This is a genomic window from Sphaerimonospora thailandensis, assembly GCF_016863115.1.
In the GTDB taxonomy this organism is placed as follows: domain Bacteria; phylum Actinomycetota; class Actinomycetes; order Streptosporangiales; family Streptosporangiaceae; genus Sphaerimonospora; species Sphaerimonospora cavernae.
In genome coordinates, this window is the sequence record NZ_BOOG01000037.1 from 17,108 (window position 1) to 37,824 (window position 20,717).

Consider the following 20,717-nt stretch of genomic DNA (forward strand, 5'->3'; position numbering starts at 1 on the left):
GGATCAGGCCGCGTAGATCTGCACGACCTTGACGATCTGGCGGTTCTTCACCGTGATCAGCGCGTACAAGCCGCCCTTGTCGGTCAGCGAGACCAGCCTGTCCCGCGAGCAGCGCTGGGTGCCCAGGTAGTTTCCGTCGATCGTCTGATCCTTACCGTCGCAGCCGGCGGCGCTCAGGAAGACGACGTCCTTGGCGATCGGCGCGGCGAAGGCCGTCACGTCGCCCTCGGGCGGGCCCTCGAAGTGGCCGGTCGTCGAACCGCCGTACTCCCGCACGAAGCGCACGGGAACGTACTCGGCCACGTTCGCGTCCTGCATGGCCCGCATCTCCCCGCGTACGATGCCGTCCCGGCTCGGACCGATGCCCTTGGTGAAGTCGTGCCCCGGATCGGACTGGATGACCTCGCCGTGGATCGGCGGGGTCTTGGCCGAGATCGGCGGCCGCTCATCGTCCTCCGTCGGTTGGGCGGCCGGTCCGGGACTCGCCGAGCCCTCCGGCGCCGGCGTCCCCTCGGTCGGCGCCTCCGCGGACGGCTCGGCTGACGGCTCGGCGGGCTGCTCCGACGGCGTCGCGGTCACCGTGACCGTCACGGCGGGCGCGGGGGAGCCGTCGGCGCCGGAGCAGGCGGCCAGGGAGAGGAGGGTGACGGCGGCCGCGGCCGGGACCGCCGCCCGCCGGAAGAGGTCAAATGTCGTCATAACCGGATGAGACTAGCGAACTCTCAATCTGGTTGTGACCATGAGTATGACCTCGATCACGACTCCGCACGATCCGACGGCCCCGGACTGCTCCCGGCTACTCCGGCGAGCCGGTGTCGACGTCGCCCTCCGGCGCGGTGGGCGGCGGAGCCTCGCCGCCCGCGGGAGCCGTACCCTCATCCGCGGTTCCCGGGCTCTCGGCGCTCTCGGCGCTCTCGGCGCCCTCGGGGGTCTCGGGCGGCCCTGCGGATGCCTCGGCCTCGGCCAGCAGACGCTCCAGCCGTGCGCCGGTGAGCCGGAGGAACTTGCGATGCTCCCGGCTCCGGTCCAGGACCGCCACCTCCAACTGGGCGGCCGGCGGCCGGTCGCCACCCGGCTCGGTCAGCGCGGCCAGGGCCGCGTCGAGAGCGCGCGGCAGTGGCAGCCCGTCCTGGTAGCGCTCCTTGAGCCGCCCGGCCACCGCGTCGGACTGACCGCCGATGACGGCCATGCCCTGCTCGTCGAAGACCGAGCCGTCGAAGGTGAGCCGGTAGATCTGGTCGTCGGCCGGGGCCTCCCCGACCTCGGCCACGACGATCTCCACCTCAAGCGACTTGATCGACTCAGTGAAGATCATCCCGAGCTGCTGGGCGTAGAGGTTGGCGAGCCCCCTGCCGGTCACGTCGCTGCGGTTGAACGTGTATCCGTTGATGTCGGCGTAGCGGATGCCGGCCAGGCGGAGCGACTCGAACTCGTTGTACCGCCCGACCGCAGCGAAACCGATCCGGTCGTAGATCTCGCTGATCTTGTGGAGGGCCTTGGAGGGGTTGGGCGCCACGAACAGGATGCCGTCCGCGTACTGCATGACGACCACACTGCGGCCACGCGCGATGCCCTTACGCGCATACTCCGCCCTGTCCCGCATGATCTGCTCGGGTGAGGCATATCCAAAGGGCATGGACACCGGGGGTGTTCCTCTCTATCGTCAGCGCAGCGGCGCGGTCGGGCCTTCCGGTTCGGTCATCCGCCCCTCCAGCATCGACTGGACGAGCTCGGCGACCTCCTCGTCCGGCAGGCGGCGGAACCCGTCCTCAGTGATCACGGCGACCACCGGCCAGATCTTCCTCGTGACGTCGGGCCCGCCGGTCGCCGAGTCGTCGTCGGCCGCGTCGTAGAGCGCGTGCAGGCACGCCAGCACCGCGTCCCGAGGGGTGGAGTCGGGCCGGTACAGCTTCTTCAGCGAGCCCCGGGCGAAGATCGAGCCCGAGCCGATCGAGTGGTGATCATGCTGTTCGTACGGCCCGCCGCCCACGTCGTAGCTGAAGATGCGGCCCTTGCCCGCATTCGGGTCGTACGCCGCGAACAGCGGGACGACCGCCAGGCCCTGCATGGCCATGCCCAGATTGCCACGGATCATGGTGGCCAGGCGCTGGGCCTTGCCCTCGGTGGACAGCGACCTGCCCTCCGTCTTCTCGTAGTGCTCCAGCTCGACCCGGAAGAGCCGGGCCACCTCCAGACCCATGCTCGCGGTGCCCGCGATGCCCATACAGGAATAGTCGTCGGTGCGGAAGACCTTCTCGATGTCCCGCTGCGAGATGATGTTTCCGGAGGTCGCGCGCCTGTCACCTGCCATGACGACTCCGCCCGCGCAGGTCACGGCGACGATCGTGGTCGCGTGCGGGATCTGGTCGCCCACCGGGGCCGCCAGTGCCTGCTCCCGGGTGGGCAGCAGATTCGGGGCGTACGCCCCGAGGAACTCGGTGAACGACGCCGACCCCGTGTTAGTGAAGAGGTGGTTCATCCAGGCCTGCTGAGATGCCACGCGACTCCCTCCAAGATTGCGTTGTTACGCCCGACCCTACTCATGTCTCCCCACTCGTTGCACTCTTCCCGATCAGCTCAACGCGAACCGGAGCCCGCGCCGTACGGTTTCCACCAGTTCGGGCCGGGGGACGTCAGATGCCGTGAACAGGTGATGCGGGGGGACGGTAAGGCCGTGGACGCGTTGAGGGTGGGCCTCGTAGGGCTGGGCGTGGTCGCGCAGGTGGTCTACCTGCCGCTGCTGGCCCGGCGGCGGGACATGTTCCGGGTCGCCGCGGTGTGCGATCTGGACCTCGGCCACGCCGAGGAGGTCGGCGGCGAGATCGGCGCCCGGGCGTACGGCGACCCGGTGGAGATGCTGGACGGGGACGGGTTCGACGCGGTGCTCGTGCTCACCCCCGGATGTCACGGCGGCCTCGTGCGGGCGGCGCTGGAGCGCGGCCACTGGGTGCTGTGCGAAAAGCCCCTGGCCTACAGCCACGCCGAGGTGCGCGGCCTGACGGAGCACGGGGCCCGGCTGATGGTCGGCTACATGAAGCAGTACGACCCCGCGGTCCAGCGGCTGCTGGAGTGCCTCCATGAGGCCGGGGGCCCGGAGTGCGTACGCCATCTGGACGTCACCGTGCTGCATCCCTCCGGGGAGTCCCAACGCCTGTTCGCCCGGCCCCGCGCCTCCGGCCATGCCCCCGAGCGGCTCGCGCCGTACCTGGAGGCCGAGGAGCGCTCGATCACCGCGGCGCTGGGCACCGCGCCCGATCGGGTGCGGCGGCTCTACTCGCAGGTCCTGCTGGGGAGCATCAGCCACGAACTGTCACTCATCCGGCTGTTCACCGAGCCGCCCCCTGGGCCGTCCACTGGGCCGCCCGCCGGTTCATCCGCCCGTTCGTCCCCTGGTTCGTCCTCCGGGCCGGACACCGAGGCGGTGCCGACCGTGGATCACGTGGCCGTCTGGCCGCTGGACGCCTTCCCACCGTCGGTCGAGGTGGCCGGGGTCCTGCCCGGGCCACCGGCGGGATCATCGGCAGGGTCGTGCTCCGGGAGGTTCGGCGTGCGCTGGCACTATCTGCCGAGCTATCCGGCCTACCACGAGACGGTTACGCTGCACCACGAGCACGGCTCGCTGGAACTGCACTTCCCCTCCCCGTATCTCCTCAACGCGCCCACCCGGCTCACCGTCCGGTCGCGGGTGGGCACCACCGAACGGACGATGGTCTTCCGGGATGTCGCCGAGGCGTTCGAGCGGCAACTCGTCGCCTTCCACCGGTTCGTCACCCAGGGCGAACCGCCGCTCACCGGGCTGGACGGGGCGCTGCGCGACATCGCCACCGCCCAGTTGATCGCCCGCAGATACGCCGAATCCGTCGGGATCCCCCTGGGAGGCGAGTGCGCCGAGATCTCTCCAGCCGGGATCTTTCCGGGCGGCGAGCGAACAGCGGAACGTAGGTGAACCCGCCGGGGGGCGCGCACGGCCGGAGCCGACGAGGGGGTGCTTTCCGGTGTTTCGGCTGAGGGAGTGATGGCGATCGCACAGCGGGAGAGGGGCGGATGGCTGGAGTCCGCCCGGTGGCCGCGCATCCGGTGGCCACCGAGGCCATCATCCACGGGGGTTTCCTGGCCGATGTGCTCGGCTTCCCCGCCGCCCCGCTGGAGGTCTCAGAGAATTCGGTGCGGTTCGCGCCCGTCCCTTCGAAGTCCCTTCGAAATCGCGCCTGACCGGCTTTCCCGGCTCTGACCCGCTCTCCTACTCCTGGAGCTGCTACTGCCCGCCCTTCTGCACGTAGCTGCGGACGAACTCCTCCGCGTTCTCCTCGAGGACCTCGTCGATCTCGTCGAGGATCGCGTCGACGTCGTCGGTGAGCTTCTCCTGGCGCTCCTGCACATCCGGGGACGCCTGCGCCTCGACCTCCTCGACCTCATGATCCTGACGGCCGGTCTGCTTCTGACCGCCGGTCTCCTTGGTCGCCATCTCTCCCACCTCCGGTGCTCGGGGGCCCCTCTCCCTCCATATCTTCCCCGAACCGGCCGACAATGCGCGCGAAAGGTCCCGCGATCTTTACCACAATCGCCCAGGTAGACCGGATCGTTATCGGGGTCGGGCCCCTTGGCGCCCCCAACGGTCACGCCTGGGGACCGTTCCCGGGGAGAATGTGATCCACGGGATCAGGGGACGACAGGTGGCTGATGGAGACCGGAGAACGGAGACTGCTGGCGGAACGCTACCTGCTGCTTTCCCCACTGCGCCGCGACGGCGCGGGGATCATGTGGCACGCGCACGATCTGCGCCTCAAGCGGGACGTCGCGATCAAGGAGGTGCAGCCACCGTACCGGGCGGATGAGGTCGACCTCCCGGCGGCTCGGCGGCAGGCTCTGCGCGAGGCGCGCTCGGCCGCCCGGCTGAGCCATCCGGCGATCATCACCGTGCACGATCTGCTGGAGGACCGGGGCCGACTCTGGATCGTCACCGAACTGCTGCAGGGCCTCACGCTCGCCGATACGGTACGGCACCTGGGGCGCCTGCCGATGCACTGGGGCGCCTGGGTGGGTTTCCAACTCCTGGCCGGCGTACGGCACGCGCACGCGATGGGCGTGCTGCACGGGGACATCCGGCCGGGAACGGTCCTGCTGACCGAGGACCGCGTGGTCCTCACGGATTTCGGGATCGCGGCCTTCGACCGTGACTCCTCGTCGTCCGTCACGGTCCCGATCGCGCGGACCGGGGTCTACCTCGCGCCCGAGCGGCTGCACGGGGCGCCGGCCTCGGCCGCGGCCGACCTGTGGTCGTTCGGCGCCACGCTGTATTACGGCATCGAGGGCGCGCCCCCCACCCCCGCAGACGAACCCGTCCCGCCGCGGTCGGCCGGGCCGCTCACCGGCCTGCTGACGGCGCTGCTGCGACGTGATCCGCGTCGACGGCCGACGGCCGAGCAGACGGCAGCCGTGCTGATCGAGTTTCTCCGGCGGCGCGGCATCCCGGCCGCGCCGCCGGGCCGACGCGCGCTGAGCGCCGCTCCCCACGGCCCGGCGCCCCACAGCCCAGATCCCCACGGCCCGGCGCCCCACAGCCCAGCTCTCTGAGCCCCGGTCTGGGAACGGGCCCCTGTAACGGGGCCTGGGAACGGGACTCGGTCAGCTCTCCCCGGTGAGCGCGGCGACGAGGTCGGCGGCGGTGCGGCACCGGTCGAGGAGGCCCCCCACGTGCGCCTTGGTCCCGCGCAGCGGCTCCAGGGTCGGCACGCGCTGCAGCGACTCCCGGCCCGGAATGTCGAAGATCACCGAATCCCAGGAGGCGGCCGCCACCGCGTCGCTGTACTGGCGCAGGCACCGGCCGCGGAAGTAGGCGCGGGTGTCGGTGGGCGGCAGCTCGACGGCACGGTCCACCTCCTCCTCGCTCACCAGCCGCTGCATCCGGCCCCGCGCCACGAGGCGGTTGTAGAGGCCGCGGTCGGGGCGGATGTCGGAGTACTGCAGGTCGACGAGTTGGAGGCGCGGGTGGGACCAGGGCAGACCGTCCCGGGTGCGGTAGCCCTCCAGGATCTCCAGCTTGGCCACCCAGTCGAGCTCCCTGGAAAGTTGCATCGGATCCTCGGCGAGCCGGGTGAGCACGGACTCCCAGCGGGCCAGCACGTCCTTGGTCATCTCGTCGACGCCCGTGCCGAACCGGTCCTCGACGTACTTGCGTGCCTGCTCGAGATACTCCATCTGGAGCTGGACGGCCGTCATCTTCCGCCCGTTGCGCAGGGCGATCTCGTACCGGCAGGTCGGGTCGTGCGACACCGCCCGTAGCGCCGCGACCGGCGACTCGGGCGTGAGGTCGACGGTGAGGAAGCCCTCCTCGATCATCGCCAGCACCAGCGCCGTGGTCCCCAGCTTCAGATATGTCGAGATCTCCGACATGTTGGCGTCGCCGATGATCACATGCAGGCGGCGGTACTTCTCGGGGTCGGCGTGCGGTTCGTCCCGGGTATTGATGATCGGCCGCTTGAGCGTGGTCTCCAGGCCGACCTCGACCTCGAAGAAGTCGGCCCGCTGGCTGATCTGGAAGCCGTCGCCGCGCGAGTCCTGGCCGATGCCGACCTTCCCCGCGCCGCAGACCACCTGGCGGGACACGAAGAACGGCGTCAGGTGGCGGACGATGTCGGCGAACGGCGTGGCCCGGCGCATCAGGTAGTTCTCGTGGCAGCCATAGGAGGCGCCCTTGGCGTCGGTGTTGTTCTTGTAGAGCTGAATGGGGGCGTTGCCGGGCATCGCCGAGGCGCGGACCGCCGCGTCGTACATGACCCGCTCCCCCGCCTTGTCCCAGATCACCGCCGCGCGCGGATTGGTGCACTCGGGCGTGGAGTACTCCGGATGGGCGTGATCCACGTACAGCCGGGCGCCGTTGGTGAGGATCACGTTGGCCAGGCCGAGGTCCTCGTCGGTGAGCTGGCTCTGGTCGGCCACCTCACGGGCCAGGTCGAAGCCCCGGGCATCGCGGAGCGGATTCTCCTCCTCGAAATCCCACCGCGCGCGGCGCGCACGCGCGGCCGATGCCGCCAGGTAGGCGTTGACGACCTGTGAGGAGGTCACCATCGCGTTCGCCCCGGGCTGCCCGGGCACGGCGATGCCGTACTCGGTCTCGATGCCCATCACCCGCCGTACCGTCATTCGCACCCCGCCCGCTCAAGGCCGTCATCACTTATATCCCCGAGCCTAGGTCATGTTTCACAAACCATGCCCTGCCGGACGCGGGCCGCGTCAACACTCCCTGGCCCTTTCTCTATGCCCTGTTGCCGGACACTTACGGCACAGATGCCCGATGACTTCGCCCGGACCCTCCGGCGGGGCGGACACTGCCGCGCAACGCCTCCAGCGCGGCCCTGAGCAGCCGCTGGCCGGGCTTGTCGACGATTCGGTAAACCAGATAGGCCAGCACCGCCGAGACGCCCATCGTGATGGCGGTGAGCAGCCATGGGTTGAGATCGTCCCGGTAGCTGGGGATGAGGACCGCCGAGACGTTCTGATGCAGCAGGTAAAGCGGGTAGGTGAGCGCCCCCACGGCGATCAGGGGCCGCCAGCGCAGCCACCGCAGCCAGCCGAGCGCGACGCCGGCCATCAGTAGGTAGATCAGCGCTATCGCGACGATCACTCCCTCCGGCGGCGCAGGGAAGTGCTTGAGACCGATCGCGTCCACCCGCGACCCCACACGCTCCTGGGCCGCGTAGAGGGACATCGCGAAGGAGGCGGCCACGAACACCCACGGCGCCCAGGCCCGCGCGCCGAACCGGTAGATCAGGTAGAAGGCCATTCCGCCGATGAAGTAGGAAGCCTGCCGGGGCAGGAAGACGAAGACCAGCACCTCGTTCTGGGTGATCTCGGCTGCCAGGGCCAGCAGGAGCCAGGCCCCCATGAAGACCAGGCACCGCCGTACGGTGATCCCGAACAGCGAGAACACCGCGACGAGGACGTAGAACCGCAGTTCCACCCACAGCGACCAGAAGACACCGCCCGCGTGTCCCACCCCGAACGCGCCCTGCAGCATGGTCAGGTTGAGCAGGTATTCGCCGTCGTCGAGTTTGGGGTCGAAGCCCGCGACGCCGCTGAAGCGGTAGAGAATGAAGATCACCAAGACGGCGAACCAGTACGCCGGGTACAGCCGGGCCACCCGGGAGATCGCGAACCGGCCGACCGTGCGGCCCCACACGCTCATCAGGATGACGAACCCGCTGATGAGGAAGAACAGCTCCACACCGAGGATGCCGAGCGTCGTCAGACGGCTCACCTCGGGAAACACCGTGGTCGGGAACTGGTTCCACAGGGAGCGGCTGGCCGCCATGAAGTGGAACGACATCACGGCGAACGCCGCGACGAATCTGAGGGCGTCGAGTTCGATGAGGCGGGGGCCCTTGAACACCTGGGCGCCGCCGCCCCCGGTGGCCGTGTCTCCGGTGTCCCTGTCCGCGGCAGCCCGGCCCCCCGCGGCCTTGTCCCCGGCAACGCCTAGGTAGATCACTCCCCTTTGACGTGATCACCTCCGGACTGGTTCCCCGATTTACGAATCTCGTCCATTCGGAGACGCGGCCGATATACCGCCGAGACATCGCGTTCGAGGAGATTCGACAAGAAGGCGGGGGCGCGATCCGGCCGGATCGCGCCCCCGCCTCCCATCACGTCGCGGACAGGCACCGGGTGGTTACAGGTACTGGCCCGTGTTGGCGACCGTGTCGATCGACCGGCCGGCCTCGGTGCCCTGCTTGCCCTGGACGAGCGTGCGGATGTAGACGATCCGCTCGCCCTTCTTGCCGGAGATGCGGGCCCAGTCGTCGGGGTTGGTGGTGTTGGGCAGGTCCTCGTTCTCGGAGAACTCATCGACGCACGCGGCCAGCAGGTGCGAGATCCGCAGGCCCTTCTGCCCGGTGTCGAGGAACTCCTTGATCGCCATCTTCTTACCGCGGTCCACGATGTTCTGGATCATGGCCCCGGAGTTGAAGTCCTTGAAGTACAGGACCTCCTTGTCGCCGTTGGCGTAGGTCACCTCCAGGAAGCGGTTCTCCTCGCTCTCGGCGTACATCCGCTCGACGACCCGCTGGATCATCTCCAGGATCGTGCTCGCGCGGCTGCCGTCATGCTCGGCCAAGTCGTCCCCGTGCAGCGGCAGTTCGCTGACCAGGTACTTCGAGAAGATGTCCTTGGCCGCCTCGGCGTCCGGCCGCTCGATCTTGATCTTCACGTCCAGGCGGCCGGGCCGCAGGATCGCAGGGTCGATCATGTCCTCGCGGTTGGACGCGCCTATGACGATGACGTTCTCCAGGCCCTCGACGCCGTCGATCTCCGACAGCAGCTGAGGGACGATGGTGTTCTCCACGTCGGAGGAGACGCCGGATCCCCGGGTCCGGAAGATCGAGTCCATCTCGTCGAAGAACACGATCACCGGGGTGCCCTCGGACGCCTTCTCCCGGGCCCGCTGGAAGACCAGGCGGATGTGCCGCTCGGTCTCACCGACGTACTTGTTCAGCAGTTCGGGGCCCTTGATGTTGAGGAAGAAGCTCTTGCCGGACTGGCCGGTCTTCTCCGCGACCTGCTTGGCCAGGGAGTTGGCCACCGCCTTGGCGATGAGCGTCTTGCCGCAACCGGGCGGGCCGTACAGCAGCACACCCTTCGGCGGGCGGAGCTGGTGCTCCCGGAACAGGTCGGCGTGCAGGTAGGGCAGCTCGATGGCGTCCCTGATCTGCTCGATCTGCCGGCTGAGACCGCCGATCTCCTCGTAGGAGATGTCCGGGACCTCCTCCAGCACGAGCTCCTCGACCTCGGCCTTCGGAATCCGCTCGTACACGTAGTTCGACCGGGGTTCGAGCAGGAGGGAGTCGCCGGCGCGCAGCGGCTGGTCCAGCAGCGAGTGCGCGAGCTTGACCACCCGCTCCTCGTCGGCGTGCGAGATGACGAGGGCGCGGTCGCCGTCCTCAAGGAGCTCCTTGAGCATGACGATCTCGCCGACATCCTCGTAGCCGAGGGCCTCCACGACGTTGAGCGCCTCGTTCAGCATGACCTCCTGGCCACGCCTGAGCGACTCGACGTCCACGGCCGGGCTCACGTTCACCCGGAGCTTGCGGCCGCCGGTGAACACCTCCACCGTGTCGTCTTCCCTGGCCTCGAGGAACACCCCGAAGCCGGACGGCGGCTGTGCCAGCCGGTCGACCTCCTCCTTGAGGGCGACTATCTGGTCCCTGGCCTCCTTGAGGGTGGAAACCAGCCGCTCGTTCTGGCTGGTGAGGGCGGCCACCTGGGCCTGCGTCTCATGGAGACGCTCTTCGATGATCCTGGCCTGCCGGGGAGACTCGGCCAGCTTCCGCCTCAGCGCGGTGATCTCCTCCTGCAGGAAGGAGACCTGTGTTGTGAGATCCGCGACCTCCCGTTCGCGCTGCGCGGCTCGAGCCTCGGCGTCGTCGCGAGCTGCCACGCCCCGTCACCTCCTTCCCCGTCGAGAACGACTACTCAAGACCCTACCTATCTTGGCGCTGTACGTAACCTGGCCGGGCAGTGTTCGTGTAGTTACGTTGGGTGTTCGGCGTTTGATACCTAATGGACCGTTTAATCGGCTCAGCATTAGGAACACACCCTTATGGTCCCATGTCACGCGGTTTTGCCGGTTTGTGGCTGAATCGTCACACTAGTTCGGCCCCTTCTCCGTACGCCCCCTTTGCCGGGCGCCTCCTCCTCGGCGGCGGGGTGACCCCCTCCGCCATGCGACGGGCCGTGACGAGAAAGCCGGTGTGGCCGACCATCCGATGATCGGGCCGTACGGCGAGGCCCTCGACATGCCAGTCGCGAACCAAGGTCTCCCACGCGTGGGGCTCGGTGAAACTCCCGTGCTCGCGGAGGGTTTCCACCGTTCTGGACATCTGGGTGGTTGTCGCGACATAACAGCAAATAACGCCACCCGGAGTGAGCGCCTTGGCGGCGGCGTCGACGCACTCCCACGGCGCGAGCATGTCGAGGATCACCCGGTCGACGTCCGTCTCGTCGAGCGACGCCACGAAGTCGCCGACCACCAGCCGCCACTGGTCCACCGGGCCGCCGAAGAACTTCCCCACGTTCTTCGTGGCCACCTCGGCGAAGTCCGCCCGCCGCTCATAGGATGTGACCGACCCCTCAGGCCCGACCGCGCGCAGCAGGAAGCACGTGAGCGCGCCCGACCCCACCCCGGCCTCCACCACCCGGGCGCCGGGGAAGACGTCCGCCATCGCGACGATCTGCGCCGCGTCCTTTGGATAGATCACCGCAGCGCCGCGCGGCATCGACAGGACGTAGTCCGGCAGCAGGTGCCGGAACGCCAGGTAGGCCGTGCCGCCCGAGGAGCGCACGACCGAGCCCTCCGGCTGGCCGATCAGGTCGTCGTGCGGGATCGACCCCTTGTGCGTGTGGAAGACCCCGCCATCTTTCAGCGTCACCGTGTGCCGCTTGTTCTTCGGGTCGGTGAGCTGAACCTGATCTCCGGCCTGGAACGGCCCGTGCCTGCGAAAACCCATGCCGAAAACACTAATGCCCCTCCCACCGCGGTTTGCCCGGACGGGAAATCCATCGCAGGGCGGCGGCGCTACCGGTAACAATCGAGCATGTTTCCCCAAGAGGTCATCCCCGCCGGACCGGTCGTCCTGCGACTCCCCGTCGAGGCGGACGCCGACGCCATCGCCCGGGCCTGTGCCGATCCGGCGTCGGCCCGGTTCATCCCGGTCCTTCCTTCGCCGTACACCCGGGACGACGCACTGGCGTGGATCACTGTGACCACACCGGACACCTGGAAGGCCGGCGGGGCCTACTTCGTGATCGCCGACCGAGCGGCCGGGGAGGTCCTGGGCGCCATCGGCCTGAAGCCGCCGGATCGGTTCGGCAGCGCCGATGTGGGCTACTGGCTCGCGCCGTGGGCGCGCGGCCGGGGCATCGCGACGGCCGCGCTGCGCGCGCTCGCCGACTGGGCGTTCGCCCACGGACTGCCGCGCCTGACGCTGCTGGCCGACGTCGAGAACATCCCCAGCCAGCAGGTCGCCTGCCGCGGCGGGTTCGCGCGTGAGGGCGTGCTGCGCGGAGCGGGGGGCAACCGGGACGGATCGCGTGCCGACATGGCGGCGTTCGCCCGGCTGGCCACGGACTCCGGCGACCCGATCAAGCCCCTCCTGCCGTTCCTCCCCGGCGGCTTCCCGCACGGCTCACTCGGCGACGGCGTCGTACGGCTCACGCCGCTGACGGCGGCCGACGCCGACGACTGGCACGCGCTGACGAACATGCCGGACATCATCCGCTACCGCGTGCCCCCGGAAGCGACCGTGCGGGCGGAGGCCGAGGAACGCTGCCGGTACGCTGGCCACCGGTGGCTGGCCGGGCAGCGGGCCGACATGGCGATCAGAGACGCCGCGACCGGTGCGTTCGCGGGGGACGTCCAACTCGCCAACATCATCCCGCCGCTGGGCCAGGCCATGGTCGGCTACAGCCTGCACCCGGACTTCCGCGGACGAGGCCTGGTCACCCGGGCCGTGAACCTGCTCGTGGAGTGGGCCTTCGCCGACACCGCCCTCGGCAGGATCGTCGCGGGCACCGACCCGGGCAACACGGCCTCGCACCGCGTGCTCGAACGGGCCGGTTTCACCCGCGAACACCTCGCGAAGGGCCTGCTGCCCGGCCCGGACGGCACCCGCCTCGACGACCTCCAGTGGGCGCGCCTGCGCCCATGAGGGTCAACGGGACCCGTAAGGGTCATCCGCCGCGGCGGGCCTCGTAGCGCATGGTCCGGGAGACGCCGACCCGTACGGTCGTGCCGGGCAGGATCGGGACCGGCTCGTTCGGCGGGATGTCGTAGAAGTTCGGGTCACCCGGCGGCTGGATCTGCGTCCCGTTGACCGAGCCGAGGTCGATGAGGTTGACGTCCCAGCCGATCAGGGACACCCGCAGGTGCCGCCGCGACACCGAGCCGTCAGGGCTGGTGACCCGGGCCGGCCTGGCCTCACCCGACTGGACCTCGGAAGCGCGCTCGGGGTCACGGCCCAGCACGTAGTCGCCGTCCAGCGACAGCGCCACCCCGTCGTCGAGCACGAGCGCGCCCAACTGCGGGCGGGGCCCCTTGTAGGGCACGACGGCCCGCTGGTCGATCCCGACGCCGCAGACCGCGCAGTACGGCGCGCGCGGATCGTTGAAGTGGTCGTTCATGCAGTCGACGCCGTAGACCATGAACAGCCCCCCGGAGTCGGAGGGAGCCTCGAGCCGCGTGATCTCTCCCGGCTCCTCGTCCGCGGCGGCCAGGTCCGGCGGCATGTTTTCCGGCAGTGCCTGCTCCTCGGACGGCGCGCGGTCTCCCGGCCCCGCGCCGGGCCCTGAAATCGGGCCCGGAATCGGCTCGGAGATCGGTCCGGGTACGGGTCCCGGGATCGGCTCAGAGATCGGCCCGAAGAACGGTCCCCCATTCGGACCGGATATGTGGCCTTGATCGGGCATGGGGGGCATGGGCTCGGCCAGGGGCTGGGAGGCCTGCGGCGGAGGCGCCGGAAGCGGAGGCGGCAGGGGCGGGGACGACAGCAGCGGCGGGGGCGGCGCGGGCGGCGCTATCGGCCCGGGGGCGACGGGCGCCGGAACCACCGGCTCCTGTGCGGCGATCGGCTCGGGCGGGCCGGGCAGGGAGGGCCGCACCGGCTGGGGCTGGTGCTGCGGCACGGCGGACGGCTGCGGAGGGAACGCGCGCTCGCCGCCCTGGGTGAGGTCGCATTCGAGGCCTGCTCCGGTGACCACGCCGCCGTCGAGTCGCGCGTACGGGGCCGCCGGTCCGGCTCCCGGAAGCCGCAACTCGATCTTGGCGACCGGGCCGGCCACCAGCCGGTCGGTCCAGGTGAGCGCGTCCCGCCCGGCCAGGTGGACGTCGCCGTCCGGGCCGCCCGAGACGGTCGCGAGCGCGGCGCCACTCACCAGCACGGCCGCGCCGCCGTCGACCGGGCCGGCCACCGCGCAGGCCACCGGCTCACTCATGACCTGGCCGCCCATGGCCCGGGCGAGGACATGGGCGACCCTGCGGGCCAGGGCGCGGCCGTCCCCGCCGGCCACGGCCGTCTCGTGCAGCGCGCCCAGCAACTCCTCGACCGGCTGGCCGGTCGCGCACACCAGCAGTAAGCCGTTCAGATGAGCGACCACGCCCTCCCCCGGCAGCGGGCGGACCACCCCCACGCCCTGTTCCGTCACAGAACTCTCCCTCCCGGAAACGCCACCGGATGAACGGCGCCGCGGCCGATACCGTTCGCCCCCCAGAACGTAGCAAAAGTGACAGCCAATGGTCTCCTGGGACCGACCCCAACCGGAGCGTTCAGACCCCGCTGAACACGCGGTTGACGTCGGCGGTGGCCAGCACGCCGTAGATTTCGCCGCCCCGCTCGACCAGCAGGTACTCCCCCGCCGGGGCATCGCGCATGGCGTCGAGCAGCGACTCCCCCTCCAGATCGGCACCGAGCACGAGCGACGGCTCCAGGCTGCGCGTCACGGAGCCGACGTCGACCCACGGCCTGCGATGCTCGGGGGTGGCGTTGACGGCGGCCTCGTTGACGATCCCGGCCGGCCGGCCGTCGTGGTCGACCAGGACCATCGCGCCCGCGCCCGCCTCGGCGGCGCGGCGCAGCGCCTCGGCCAGCGGCGTGCCCGCGGTGACCGGGATCGCCCGCCGGGCCAGCAGCCGGGCCCGCAACCGCGGCAGCCGGGCCCTGACCCGGGCGACTCGCAGAGATTGGGACGCCCCGACCCAGATGAACGAGGCGAGCACGACCGACCACAGCATCTGGCCGAGCCTCGGCTCCTGACCGGCCATCAGGTTCAGCAGCAGCGGCACCGCGACCACCGCGACGGCCACGCCGCGGCCCACCCAGGCGGCGGCGAGCGTGCCGGTCCCGGACCGGTTGGTGACCTTCCAGACCGCGGCGCGCAGCATCCTGCCGCCGTCGAGCGGCAGCCCCGGCAGCAGGTTGAAGATGCCGACGATCAGGTTCGACACCCACAACTGCCAGACCAGCACGGTGACGATGCCGGTGGGCGGCACGAGGAACTCATACGCCAGGAAGCCGATCCCGGCCAGCCCCAGTGACAGGAGCGGACCGGCGAAGGCGACGTTGAACTCGCGGCCCGCCGTCTCCGGCTCGCGCTCGATCTCCGAGACGCCGCCCAGCATGTACAGCGTGATGCGGCGCACCGGCAGCCCGTAGTGTTTGGCGACGACGCAGTGGGCCAGTTCGTGCAGCAGGACCGAGAGGTACAGCAGGACGGCGAAGACCAGCGCCACCGCGTACGTCGCCATCTCGTCGTAGCCGGGCAGGCTGTCGGCGACCTGCGGCTGGAAAGTGATCGTGATGAACGCCGCCACGATGAGCCATGTCGGTGAGACGTACACCGGAATACCGAACGGGCGCCCCATCCGCAGCCCGGGGGACGACCCGTTGACAGGTGTGCTCATGCTCGCCGCCCTCCATCCCTTGACCCCGATGCTACGCGCCGCGAGGTGAGATCAGCCTAAGAGCTTTCCGGAAGGCCGCCGACAGTCTAGGGGCCCCCCTCCAGCCGGTCACTGGGGTGAACCTCTCTGGTCACCCTGGGCAGGATCTCCGGCAGATACACCTTCTGGATGGCGTCCAGCTCGCCGTGGGCCTCCCAGTGTTCACGGCTCTCCCAGCGCTCCACCAAGGTGAACTCAGCCGGGTCAGCCGTGGAGTGCAGAGCCTCCCAGCTCACGCAGCCCGGTTCAGCCAGACAGAGTGGACGCATCCTGACCAGGGCGTCGACGACCGCCGGTATGTCCGCCGCTTCCTTCACCGTGAGCAATACGATCAGGTCGAACATGTCATCTCTCCGCATCGATGGCGGCCCGGGTGATCTGGGGCAGCCAAGTGCTGATCCGGGTGAACTCGAAGCCGGCGGCCATCGCCGACGTCACCGACAGTCCGAAGTCCGCCGGGCAGGAGAACGCGGACAGGTCGGGGTCGCCCGGAGCGTCCCCGACCTCCTCGATCACGACTTTGCCGCCGATGACCTCGGACATCATCGCGGTCATGTCGTAGAGGCTCGCCGGGTCCGGTGAGGCGCCGTTGACCGCCCCGGTCAACGGCGCCTCACCCAGCCATGAGAGGAAGGCCGCCGCGTCGGAGGCACTGACGAAGGACGTCCGGCCCGGGGTGGGGAACGACGCCATGCGCCTTCCATCCCGAATACGATCGAAATGAAACCGGAAGCGCCCGGTGAACTCGTCCTCGAAGGCGAGCACGTGCGCGAGGCGGGCGAAGGCGACCGGGAAGGTCGCGTTCCGCGACAGGTACGCCTCCGCCTGACGCTTGCCCTCTCCGTAGTTGGTACCGGCGAAGTCCGGGTCCGACCACGGCAACTCGACGTCGTAGTCGTAGGACGACGGGTCGAGCTCCGCCTCCTCGGCGAAGGCGCTCATCGGCGGTGCCGACATCCTCCAGCGGAAGGTGTCCTTGTTGTACACCTCTAGGCTGGAGGTCATCACCAGCTTGCCCGCACGCCCGTCGAATGCGCGGACGGCGGCCAGCGCGGCGGCCGGCGAGTAGCACATCTGGTGGTAGACCACGTCGAACGCGCTGCCGGTGACCGCGGCCGTCAGGCGGTCGGCGTCGTTGGCGTCGGCCCTGAGCCGGGTCACGGTGTCGCCGAAGTCGTCAGGGGCCAGACCTCGGGTGATGATCGTGACCTCATGTCCCTGAGCGAGCAGATCACGCACCAGAGTCTTGCCGAAGAACCGTGTGCCACCGACCACGGCGATCGTCGCCATCGCGGGCTCTCTCCCTTTCTCCAGAGATTTCAAACGGAAGCGGACCAGGTACCGGCGAACCGCTTCCCACCTGGCCCGTCGCCGATTCCGCCCAAGCCTCCCTAGCTCTCCACGGGTTCGGCCCGCGGTTCCGCCACCACCCCGGTGACTCGCTTTCCCGCCGTCTCCCTGTTGGCGTTGACCATGGAGAAGAGAGCGCACAGCAGGGCGACAGCGCCCGCGATGTACCAGTTCAAGCCAGGAATCCCGGCCTTGATCGCCAAGTCGAACAACAGGCCGGCGGTCAGGCTGCCGACCATGTTGCCGAAGCTCCGGAAGAAGTGCATGGCGCCCATGGCCTTCGCCAGTCGATCCTTGGGCATCTTCTTGGACACCCACAGGTCGAACGACGGGGTGAACAGGATGTCGCCGAACACCACGATGACACAGCCGATCACCACCCACGTGGCGGAACGGCCCGCGCCGAAGAGCATGTGGGCGGCGAACACCGAGCCGAATCCGACTGCCATCACGTGTCCGGGTTCGAAGCGTTTGATCATGAACTTGAACGTGGGGAACTGCAGGACGAGCAGCGCGACCCCCGTGATCCAGAACGGCACCGACGGGAACCACTCCGGAACGAACTCGGACATGTGCAGCGGCATACCGACGAAGAACGTCACCGCGAGCACCCAGAACACGCTCGACAGCAGGAAGTACTGCGCGCCGCCGCCGACTCGCAGGCCCTTGAGCACCGCGGCGCTGAACAGCGGCGTGGCTTCCTCGGGCCGGTCCTCGAGATCCACGGGGATCATGGAGAACGCCGCCAGGCAGTAGACCAGGAACAGCGCGAAGACCACCGTGAACAGCACCCGCAGGTCGACTCCGGCGAACACGCCGCCGAGCATCGCCCCGCCGAGCAGACCCAGCTGGCAGGCCATCTGGAACGAGGCGAACGCCTTGGGCCGGTACTCCTCCGAGAACTTGCCGATGATGTTCTTCAGGCCGGGGAACGACATGCCCGAGCCGAACCCGACGAAGAACGCCAGGACGCTGAAGAGGGGAATTCCAGAGACGAAACCCATCAGGCCGATGGCAAAGGCCTCGATCAGCACGCCGACGATGACGCCGTTGCGGTTGCCGAGCCGGGCGGTTACGCCTTCGTAGAAGAACGTCGACAGCAACCTGCCCACATAGGTCAGGAAGATCACGAACCCCGCCCAGAAACCGCTGTGGGCGGCGGCGAGCGTCGGCACCAGAATGGGGAGGTAGATGTAGTTCCCCACGTGCGCCAGGGAGATCCCGGCGTTGATGCCGATCAGCGTTCTCTTCTCCGTGGCTCTCACAGCGTCACCTTGCCCGTCGTATCGGACGTGCGGAAAGCGCGGATCTCCCGCTCGATCGCCCCGCGGTCCACGGTCGCACCGTCGATCACGGTCGTTTCGGGCAGCGCCGACAGCGCCGTACCGGGATTGGTCCGGAACAGGTTGAAGGTCGCGGGTTCGCCGACCGCGATCGGCGGCCCACCCGCCGGCCGTCCGGACAGTTCCTCGAAGAACCGCCGGCCCTCCACGGTCGCCGTCCTGCGCAGCGCGTCACCCAGTCCCGGCGCCCCGGCGCCGTCACTCAGAAGGAGATCGAGCTCTCCGAGAAGACTGTAGCCGTGGAACGCGCCGGTGTTGCCCGAGTCGGTCCCCACCAGCAGCACACCACCCTCCAGCGCGGCGAGCGCGTTGGAGCGCATCACCTCCAGCGCCACGGTACGCGTCTCCTGGCAGCCCAACTCGATGCCGTACGGCTCCGTGCGCTTGGCCACGAAGTCCAGATTCGCGGGATCCTGGGTCTCCACGAAGCCGGCCCTGCTGTAGTCGGCGAGGAAATCCCGCGGATACATGATCATCGGCCGCAGGCCGCTGAGCGTGGAGATGAACCTCGCGCCGTCCAGCGCCGCCCAGTCGTCTTCGGAGAGCACGTGGTCCCGTACCGAATGGGCGAACAGCCGGAACCCGCATTCGTACGCCTGCAGCACCTCCTCCCGGGTGTTGCAGTCGATGACCGCCGGAATGCCCCTGGCCGCGGTCGTCCGCGCCGCGTGGGCGAGGATCCGTTCGGTGAGCCTGGAGAACCGCACGGCGGCTCCCGGCTGCTCCGTGCCGTCCGTGAACATGACCTTGAGGAACTTCGCGCCCCTGGCCGAGTTCGCCGCCAGCACATGCTCGACGTCGCCCTCGACGCCGAGCATGTGGACGGGCGCGGGGAACTCGACGCCGTGGCCGGTGCGGCCGACGTTGTCGCGCATGGACGTCGCCGCATAGCCGCAGTGCACCAGGTTCGGGTACGGCACCGCGCTCTCCGCGCGGCCCTGCTCCCACAACGCCTCGACCAGTGGGAAGCCGAACATATCCACGACGTGTGTGACGCCGTGGTACAGGTACTGCAACGCCGTTACGCGCGGATCGTCGAGCGAGTCGTCGAAGTTCGCGGGGAGTGCCAGATGGGCGTGGGTCTCCACGTAGCCGGGCCACAGCTCCGGCGTGCCTGCCGCACGGGCGCCGGAGACCGGCTCCACACGGGCGATCACCCCGTCCTCGACGGCGACGTCGAAAACGTTCTCGGGGTCGATGACGGGGATGGCGACCCGGCTGAAGGTCCTGTTCCGGTCGATCACTCTGGTCATCGGGCGACGTCCACCGCTACTTCGAGAGTGATCAGGTCGAGCGCCCGCTCGGCGCGCTCCGCCGCCTCGTCCCGGTTGGCGCCGGTGAAGATGAGGTGTCCCAGCCAGTCGAAGTTGCTGGTCGCGAGGCGGGTGATCGAGGCGCCGCGCTTGCGGTAGCCCTGCGCCTCGTGGAATCCGGGGAGGCCGTCGAGCCTACTGAAGTCCAGGTTGGTCACCGTGCCGGCCACGGGGGAGCCGAACCACCTGCCGGTCGCGATGACCTCCCCCGGGACCGGCAGCCTCGGCGTCTCCCCGAGCGCCTGCCGGATGACTTCCAGGTACGGGTCCACCCCACCGCTGGTGATCTTCATCAAGCTGGGCACGATACCACCGGTGAGCCTGCCGTTCACCTCGCACAATACCGGGCCGTCCGGTCCGAGGATGTACTCGACGTGTACGAAGCCGAAGTCGATGCCCAGTTCCTTGAGCACCACGCTGTTCAGCGCGTACAGCTCGTCGCGCAGCGGGTGGTCGTCGAAGAAGGTGAGGCCCATCTCCAGGAAATACGGGAACCCGCTCATCACCCGGTCGGTGATGCCGAGGTTGACGACGTCACCACCCTGGAGCACGCACGCCTCCACCGAGACGATCTCGCCGGGCACGAACTCCTCGATCAGGACGTCCGGGATGCGTACGACACCGCGGCCGTAGTCGGTGACCCCGGACAGCGTCTCGAGATACCCGGCGAGGTCGGTCTCGTCCTTGAGATGCAGCACGTGCAGACTCGCGGTGCCGTCGGAAGGCTTGACCACACAGGGGAAGCCGATCTCCCGGATCGCGGCCTCGACATCGGCCTCGCTCTTGACGTGAACGAACTCGGGCTGCCTGACCCCGCTGCCCTGGAGGGTGAGCCTGGTGCGGTGCTTGTGCCGGGCGTTGAGCGCCCCCTCCACGCTCATGCCGGGCAGTCCCAGCACCCGCGCGACGTGAGCGGCGTGCACGGTGTGGTACTCGCTGTAGGTCATGACGCCGTGCACCGGGCGCTCAGCATGCACGTTCCGGACGATCTCCTCGAGCGCGTCGAGGGAGAAGGCCGTGTCGCTCTTGAGAACGTGGCAGCGCTCGTGCGCGAAGGCATCCTTGGCCAGCGGCGACACGGTGAGGTAGAAGTCCGGGTCGGCGGTGACCAGTGTGACCTCGTGCCCCAGATCGAGGGCGTTGGCGATACCCGCGATCCCGTTGGGATTGCATTCGACCATGAATACGTGCATCTGAACTAGCTCCTTAGATTTCTCTGTGCCG

Annotated in this window: 19 protein-coding genes; 4 read left to right on the plus strand and 15 right to left on the minus strand. The window is 69.1% G+C overall.

Annotated features, from left to right (window positions below; all coding sequences use genetic code 11):
* Window positions 1–3: 3 nt before the first annotated feature.
* The 3 genes from Mth01_RS19210 to prcB form a co-directional block, all read right to left on the minus strand.
* Window positions 4–699: a hypothetical protein gene (locus Mth01_RS19210; protein ID WP_204017278.1), complete on the minus strand. Its 696-nt coding sequence runs from the start codon at window positions 697–699 to the stop codon at window positions 4–6.
* A 97-nt stretch (window positions 700–796) separates the two neighbouring features.
* Window positions 797–1,636: a proteasome subunit alpha gene (gene prcA, locus Mth01_RS19215; RefSeq protein WP_204017328.1), complete on the minus strand. Its 840-nt coding sequence runs from the start codon at window positions 1,634–1,636 to the stop codon at window positions 797–799.
* A gap of 27 nt (window positions 1,637–1,663) precedes the next feature.
* Window positions 1,664–2,479, minus strand: a complete 816-nt coding sequence (prcB, locus tag Mth01_RS19220; protein WP_204017329.1) for a proteasome subunit beta — start codon at window positions 2,477–2,479, stop codon at window positions 1,664–1,666.
* A 195-nt stretch (window positions 2,480–2,674) separates the two neighbouring features.
* On the opposite strand from prcB, the gene Mth01_RS19225 reads away from it, so the two are divergent.
* Window positions 2,675–3,946, plus strand: coding sequence for a Gfo/Idh/MocA family protein (locus Mth01_RS19225; RefSeq protein ID WP_239089811.1), 1,272 nt, complete (start codon window positions 2,675–2,677; stop codon window positions 3,944–3,946).
* A gap of 98 nt (window positions 3,947–4,044) precedes the next feature.
* On the plus strand, window positions 4,045–4,212 hold the full coding sequence (locus Mth01_RS19230; protein WP_204017279.1) for a hypothetical protein: 168 nt from the start codon (window positions 4,045–4,047) through the stop codon (window positions 4,210–4,212).
* 43 nt (window positions 4,213–4,255) lie between these two features.
* Here the strand turns inward: Mth01_RS19230 and Mth01_RS19235 are convergent, their stop codons facing one another.
* On the minus strand, window positions 4,256–4,465 hold the full coding sequence (locus tag Mth01_RS19235) for a ubiquitin-like protein Pup (protein WP_204017280.1): 210 nt from the start codon (window positions 4,463–4,465) through the stop codon (window positions 4,256–4,258).
* A gap of 215 nt (window positions 4,466–4,680) precedes the next feature.
* Here Mth01_RS19235 and Mth01_RS19240 point away from each other — a divergent pair, with 215 nt between their 5' ends.
* Window positions 4,681–5,574 (plus strand): serine/threonine-protein kinase, encoded by an 894-nt coding sequence (locus Mth01_RS19240; protein ID WP_204017281.1) that lies wholly within the window; start codon window positions 4,681–4,683, stop codon window positions 5,572–5,574.
* A gap of 51 nt (window positions 5,575–5,625) precedes the next feature.
* On the opposite strand, the gene dop is transcribed toward Mth01_RS19240, so the two are convergent.
* From dop to Mth01_RS19260, 4 genes are all read right to left on the minus strand, one after another.
* Entirely contained in the window at window positions 5,626–7,143 is a 1,518-nt protein-coding gene (gene dop, locus Mth01_RS19245; protein WP_204017282.1) for a depupylase/deamidase Dop, read from the minus strand.
* 133 nt (window positions 7,144–7,276) lie between these two features.
* Window positions 7,277–8,488 carry an acyltransferase family protein gene (locus Mth01_RS19250; RefSeq protein ID WP_204017283.1) on the minus strand — a complete coding sequence of 404 codons (1,212 nt, stop codon included), beginning with the start codon at window positions 8,486–8,488 and terminating at the stop codon, window positions 7,277–7,279.
* A 180-nt stretch (window positions 8,489–8,668) separates the two neighbouring features.
* Window positions 8,669–10,432: a proteasome ATPase gene (gene arc, locus Mth01_RS19255; protein WP_204017284.1), complete on the minus strand. Its 1,764-nt coding sequence runs from the start codon at window positions 10,430–10,432 to the stop codon at window positions 8,669–8,671.
* A 205-nt stretch (window positions 10,433–10,637) separates the two neighbouring features.
* On the minus strand, window positions 10,638–11,501 hold the full coding sequence (locus tag Mth01_RS19260) for a tRNA (adenine-N1)-methyltransferase (protein WP_204017285.1): 864 nt from the start codon (window positions 11,499–11,501) through the stop codon (window positions 10,638–10,640).
* A gap of 87 nt (window positions 11,502–11,588) precedes the next feature.
* Here Mth01_RS19260 and Mth01_RS19265 point away from each other — a divergent pair, with 87 nt between their 5' ends.
* Window positions 11,589–12,701 (plus strand): GNAT family N-acetyltransferase, encoded by a 1,113-nt coding sequence (locus Mth01_RS19265; protein ID WP_204017286.1) that lies wholly within the window; start codon window positions 11,589–11,591, stop codon window positions 12,699–12,701.
* Window positions 12,702–12,723: 22 nt separating this feature from the next.
* On the opposite strand, the gene Mth01_RS19270 is transcribed toward Mth01_RS19265, so the two are convergent.
* From Mth01_RS19270 to Mth01_RS19300, 7 genes are all read right to left on the minus strand, one after another.
* Complete coding sequence (locus Mth01_RS19270) at window positions 12,724–14,193, minus strand: FHA domain-containing protein (RefSeq protein WP_204017287.1); 1,470 nt, start codon at window positions 14,191–14,193, stop codon at window positions 12,724–12,726.
* Window positions 14,194–14,314: 121 nt separating this feature from the next.
* Entirely contained in the window at window positions 14,315–15,448 is a 1,134-nt protein-coding gene (locus Mth01_RS19275; protein ID WP_239089812.1) for a site-2 protease family protein, read from the minus strand.
* An 86-nt stretch (window positions 15,449–15,534) separates the two neighbouring features.
* Window positions 15,535–15,831 (minus strand): putative quinol monooxygenase, encoded by a 297-nt coding sequence (locus tag Mth01_RS19280; RefSeq protein WP_204017288.1) that lies wholly within the window; start codon window positions 15,829–15,831, stop codon window positions 15,535–15,537.
* Between the two features lies 1 nt (window position 15,832).
* Entirely contained in the window at window positions 15,833–16,777 is a 945-nt protein-coding gene (locus tag Mth01_RS19285; RefSeq protein WP_204017289.1) for an NAD-dependent epimerase/dehydratase family protein, read from the minus strand.
* 101 nt (window positions 16,778–16,878) lie between these two features.
* Window positions 16,879–18,102, minus strand: a complete 1,224-nt coding sequence (locus tag Mth01_RS19290; RefSeq protein WP_204017290.1) for an MFS transporter — start codon at window positions 18,100–18,102, stop codon at window positions 16,879–16,881.
* Window positions 18,099–19,433: an amidohydrolase family protein gene (locus Mth01_RS19295; protein WP_204017291.1), complete on the minus strand. Its 1,335-nt coding sequence runs from the start codon at window positions 19,431–19,433 to the stop codon at window positions 18,099–18,101. The genes Mth01_RS19290 and Mth01_RS19295 overlap by 4 nt, the downstream gene beginning before the upstream one ends.
* Window positions 19,430–20,686 carry an ATP-grasp domain-containing protein gene (locus Mth01_RS19300; protein ID WP_204017292.1) on the minus strand — a complete coding sequence of 419 codons (1,257 nt, stop codon included), beginning with the start codon at window positions 20,684–20,686 and terminating at the stop codon, window positions 19,430–19,432. The genes Mth01_RS19295 and Mth01_RS19300 overlap by 4 nt, the downstream gene beginning before the upstream one ends.
* Between the last annotated feature and the right edge of the window lie 31 nt (window positions 20,687–20,717).

Excerpts from the sequence above, each read along its gene's own strand:
- dop (WP_204017282.1), bottom strand. The coding sequence starts at position 7,143 with ATGACGGTACGGCGGGTGATGGGCATCGAGACCGAGTACGGCATCGCC.
- Mth01_RS19275 (WP_239089812.1), bottom strand. The coding sequence starts at position 15,448 with ATGAGCACACCTGTCAACGGGTCGTCCCCCGGGCTGCGGATGGGGCGC.
- Mth01_RS19295 (WP_204017291.1), bottom strand. The coding sequence starts at position 19,433 with ATGACCAGAGTGATCGACCGGAACAGGACCTTCAGCCGGGTCGCCATC.
- Mth01_RS19230 (WP_204017279.1), top strand. The coding sequence starts at position 4,045 with ATGGCTGGAGTCCGCCCGGTGGCCGCGCATCCGGTGGCCACCGAGGCC.
- Mth01_RS19300 (WP_204017292.1), bottom strand. The coding sequence starts at position 20,686 with ATGCACGTATTCATGGTCGAATGCAATCCCAACGGGATCGCGGGTATC.
- prcB (WP_204017329.1), bottom strand. The coding sequence starts at position 2,479 with ATGAACCACCTCTTCACTAACACGGGGTCGGCGTCGTTCACCGAGTTC.
- Mth01_RS19285 (WP_204017289.1), bottom strand. The coding sequence starts at position 16,777 with ATGGCGACGATCGCCGTGGTCGGTGGCACACGGTTCTTCGGCAAGACT.
- prcA (WP_204017328.1), bottom strand. The coding sequence starts at position 1,636 with ATGCCCTTTGGATATGCCTCACCCGAGCAGATCATGCGGGACAGGGCG.
- Mth01_RS19235 (WP_204017280.1), bottom strand. The coding sequence starts at position 4,465 with ATGGCGACCAAGGAGACCGGCGGTCAGAAGCAGACCGGCCGTCAGGAT.
- Mth01_RS19265 (WP_204017286.1), top strand. The coding sequence starts at position 11,589 with ATGTTTCCCCAAGAGGTCATCCCCGCCGGACCGGTCGTCCTGCGACTC.
- Mth01_RS19260 (WP_204017285.1), bottom strand. The coding sequence starts at position 11,501 with ATGGGTTTTCGCAGGCACGGGCCGTTCCAGGCCGGAGATCAGGTTCAG.
- Mth01_RS19280 (WP_204017288.1), bottom strand. The coding sequence starts at position 15,831 with ATGTTCGACCTGATCGTATTGCTCACGGTGAAGGAAGCGGCGGACATA.
- Mth01_RS19210 (WP_204017278.1), bottom strand. The coding sequence starts at position 699 with ATGACGACATTTGACCTCTTCCGGCGGGCGGCGGTCCCGGCCGCGGCC.
- Mth01_RS19240 (WP_204017281.1), top strand. The coding sequence starts at position 4,681 with ATGGAGACCGGAGAACGGAGACTGCTGGCGGAACGCTACCTGCTGCTT.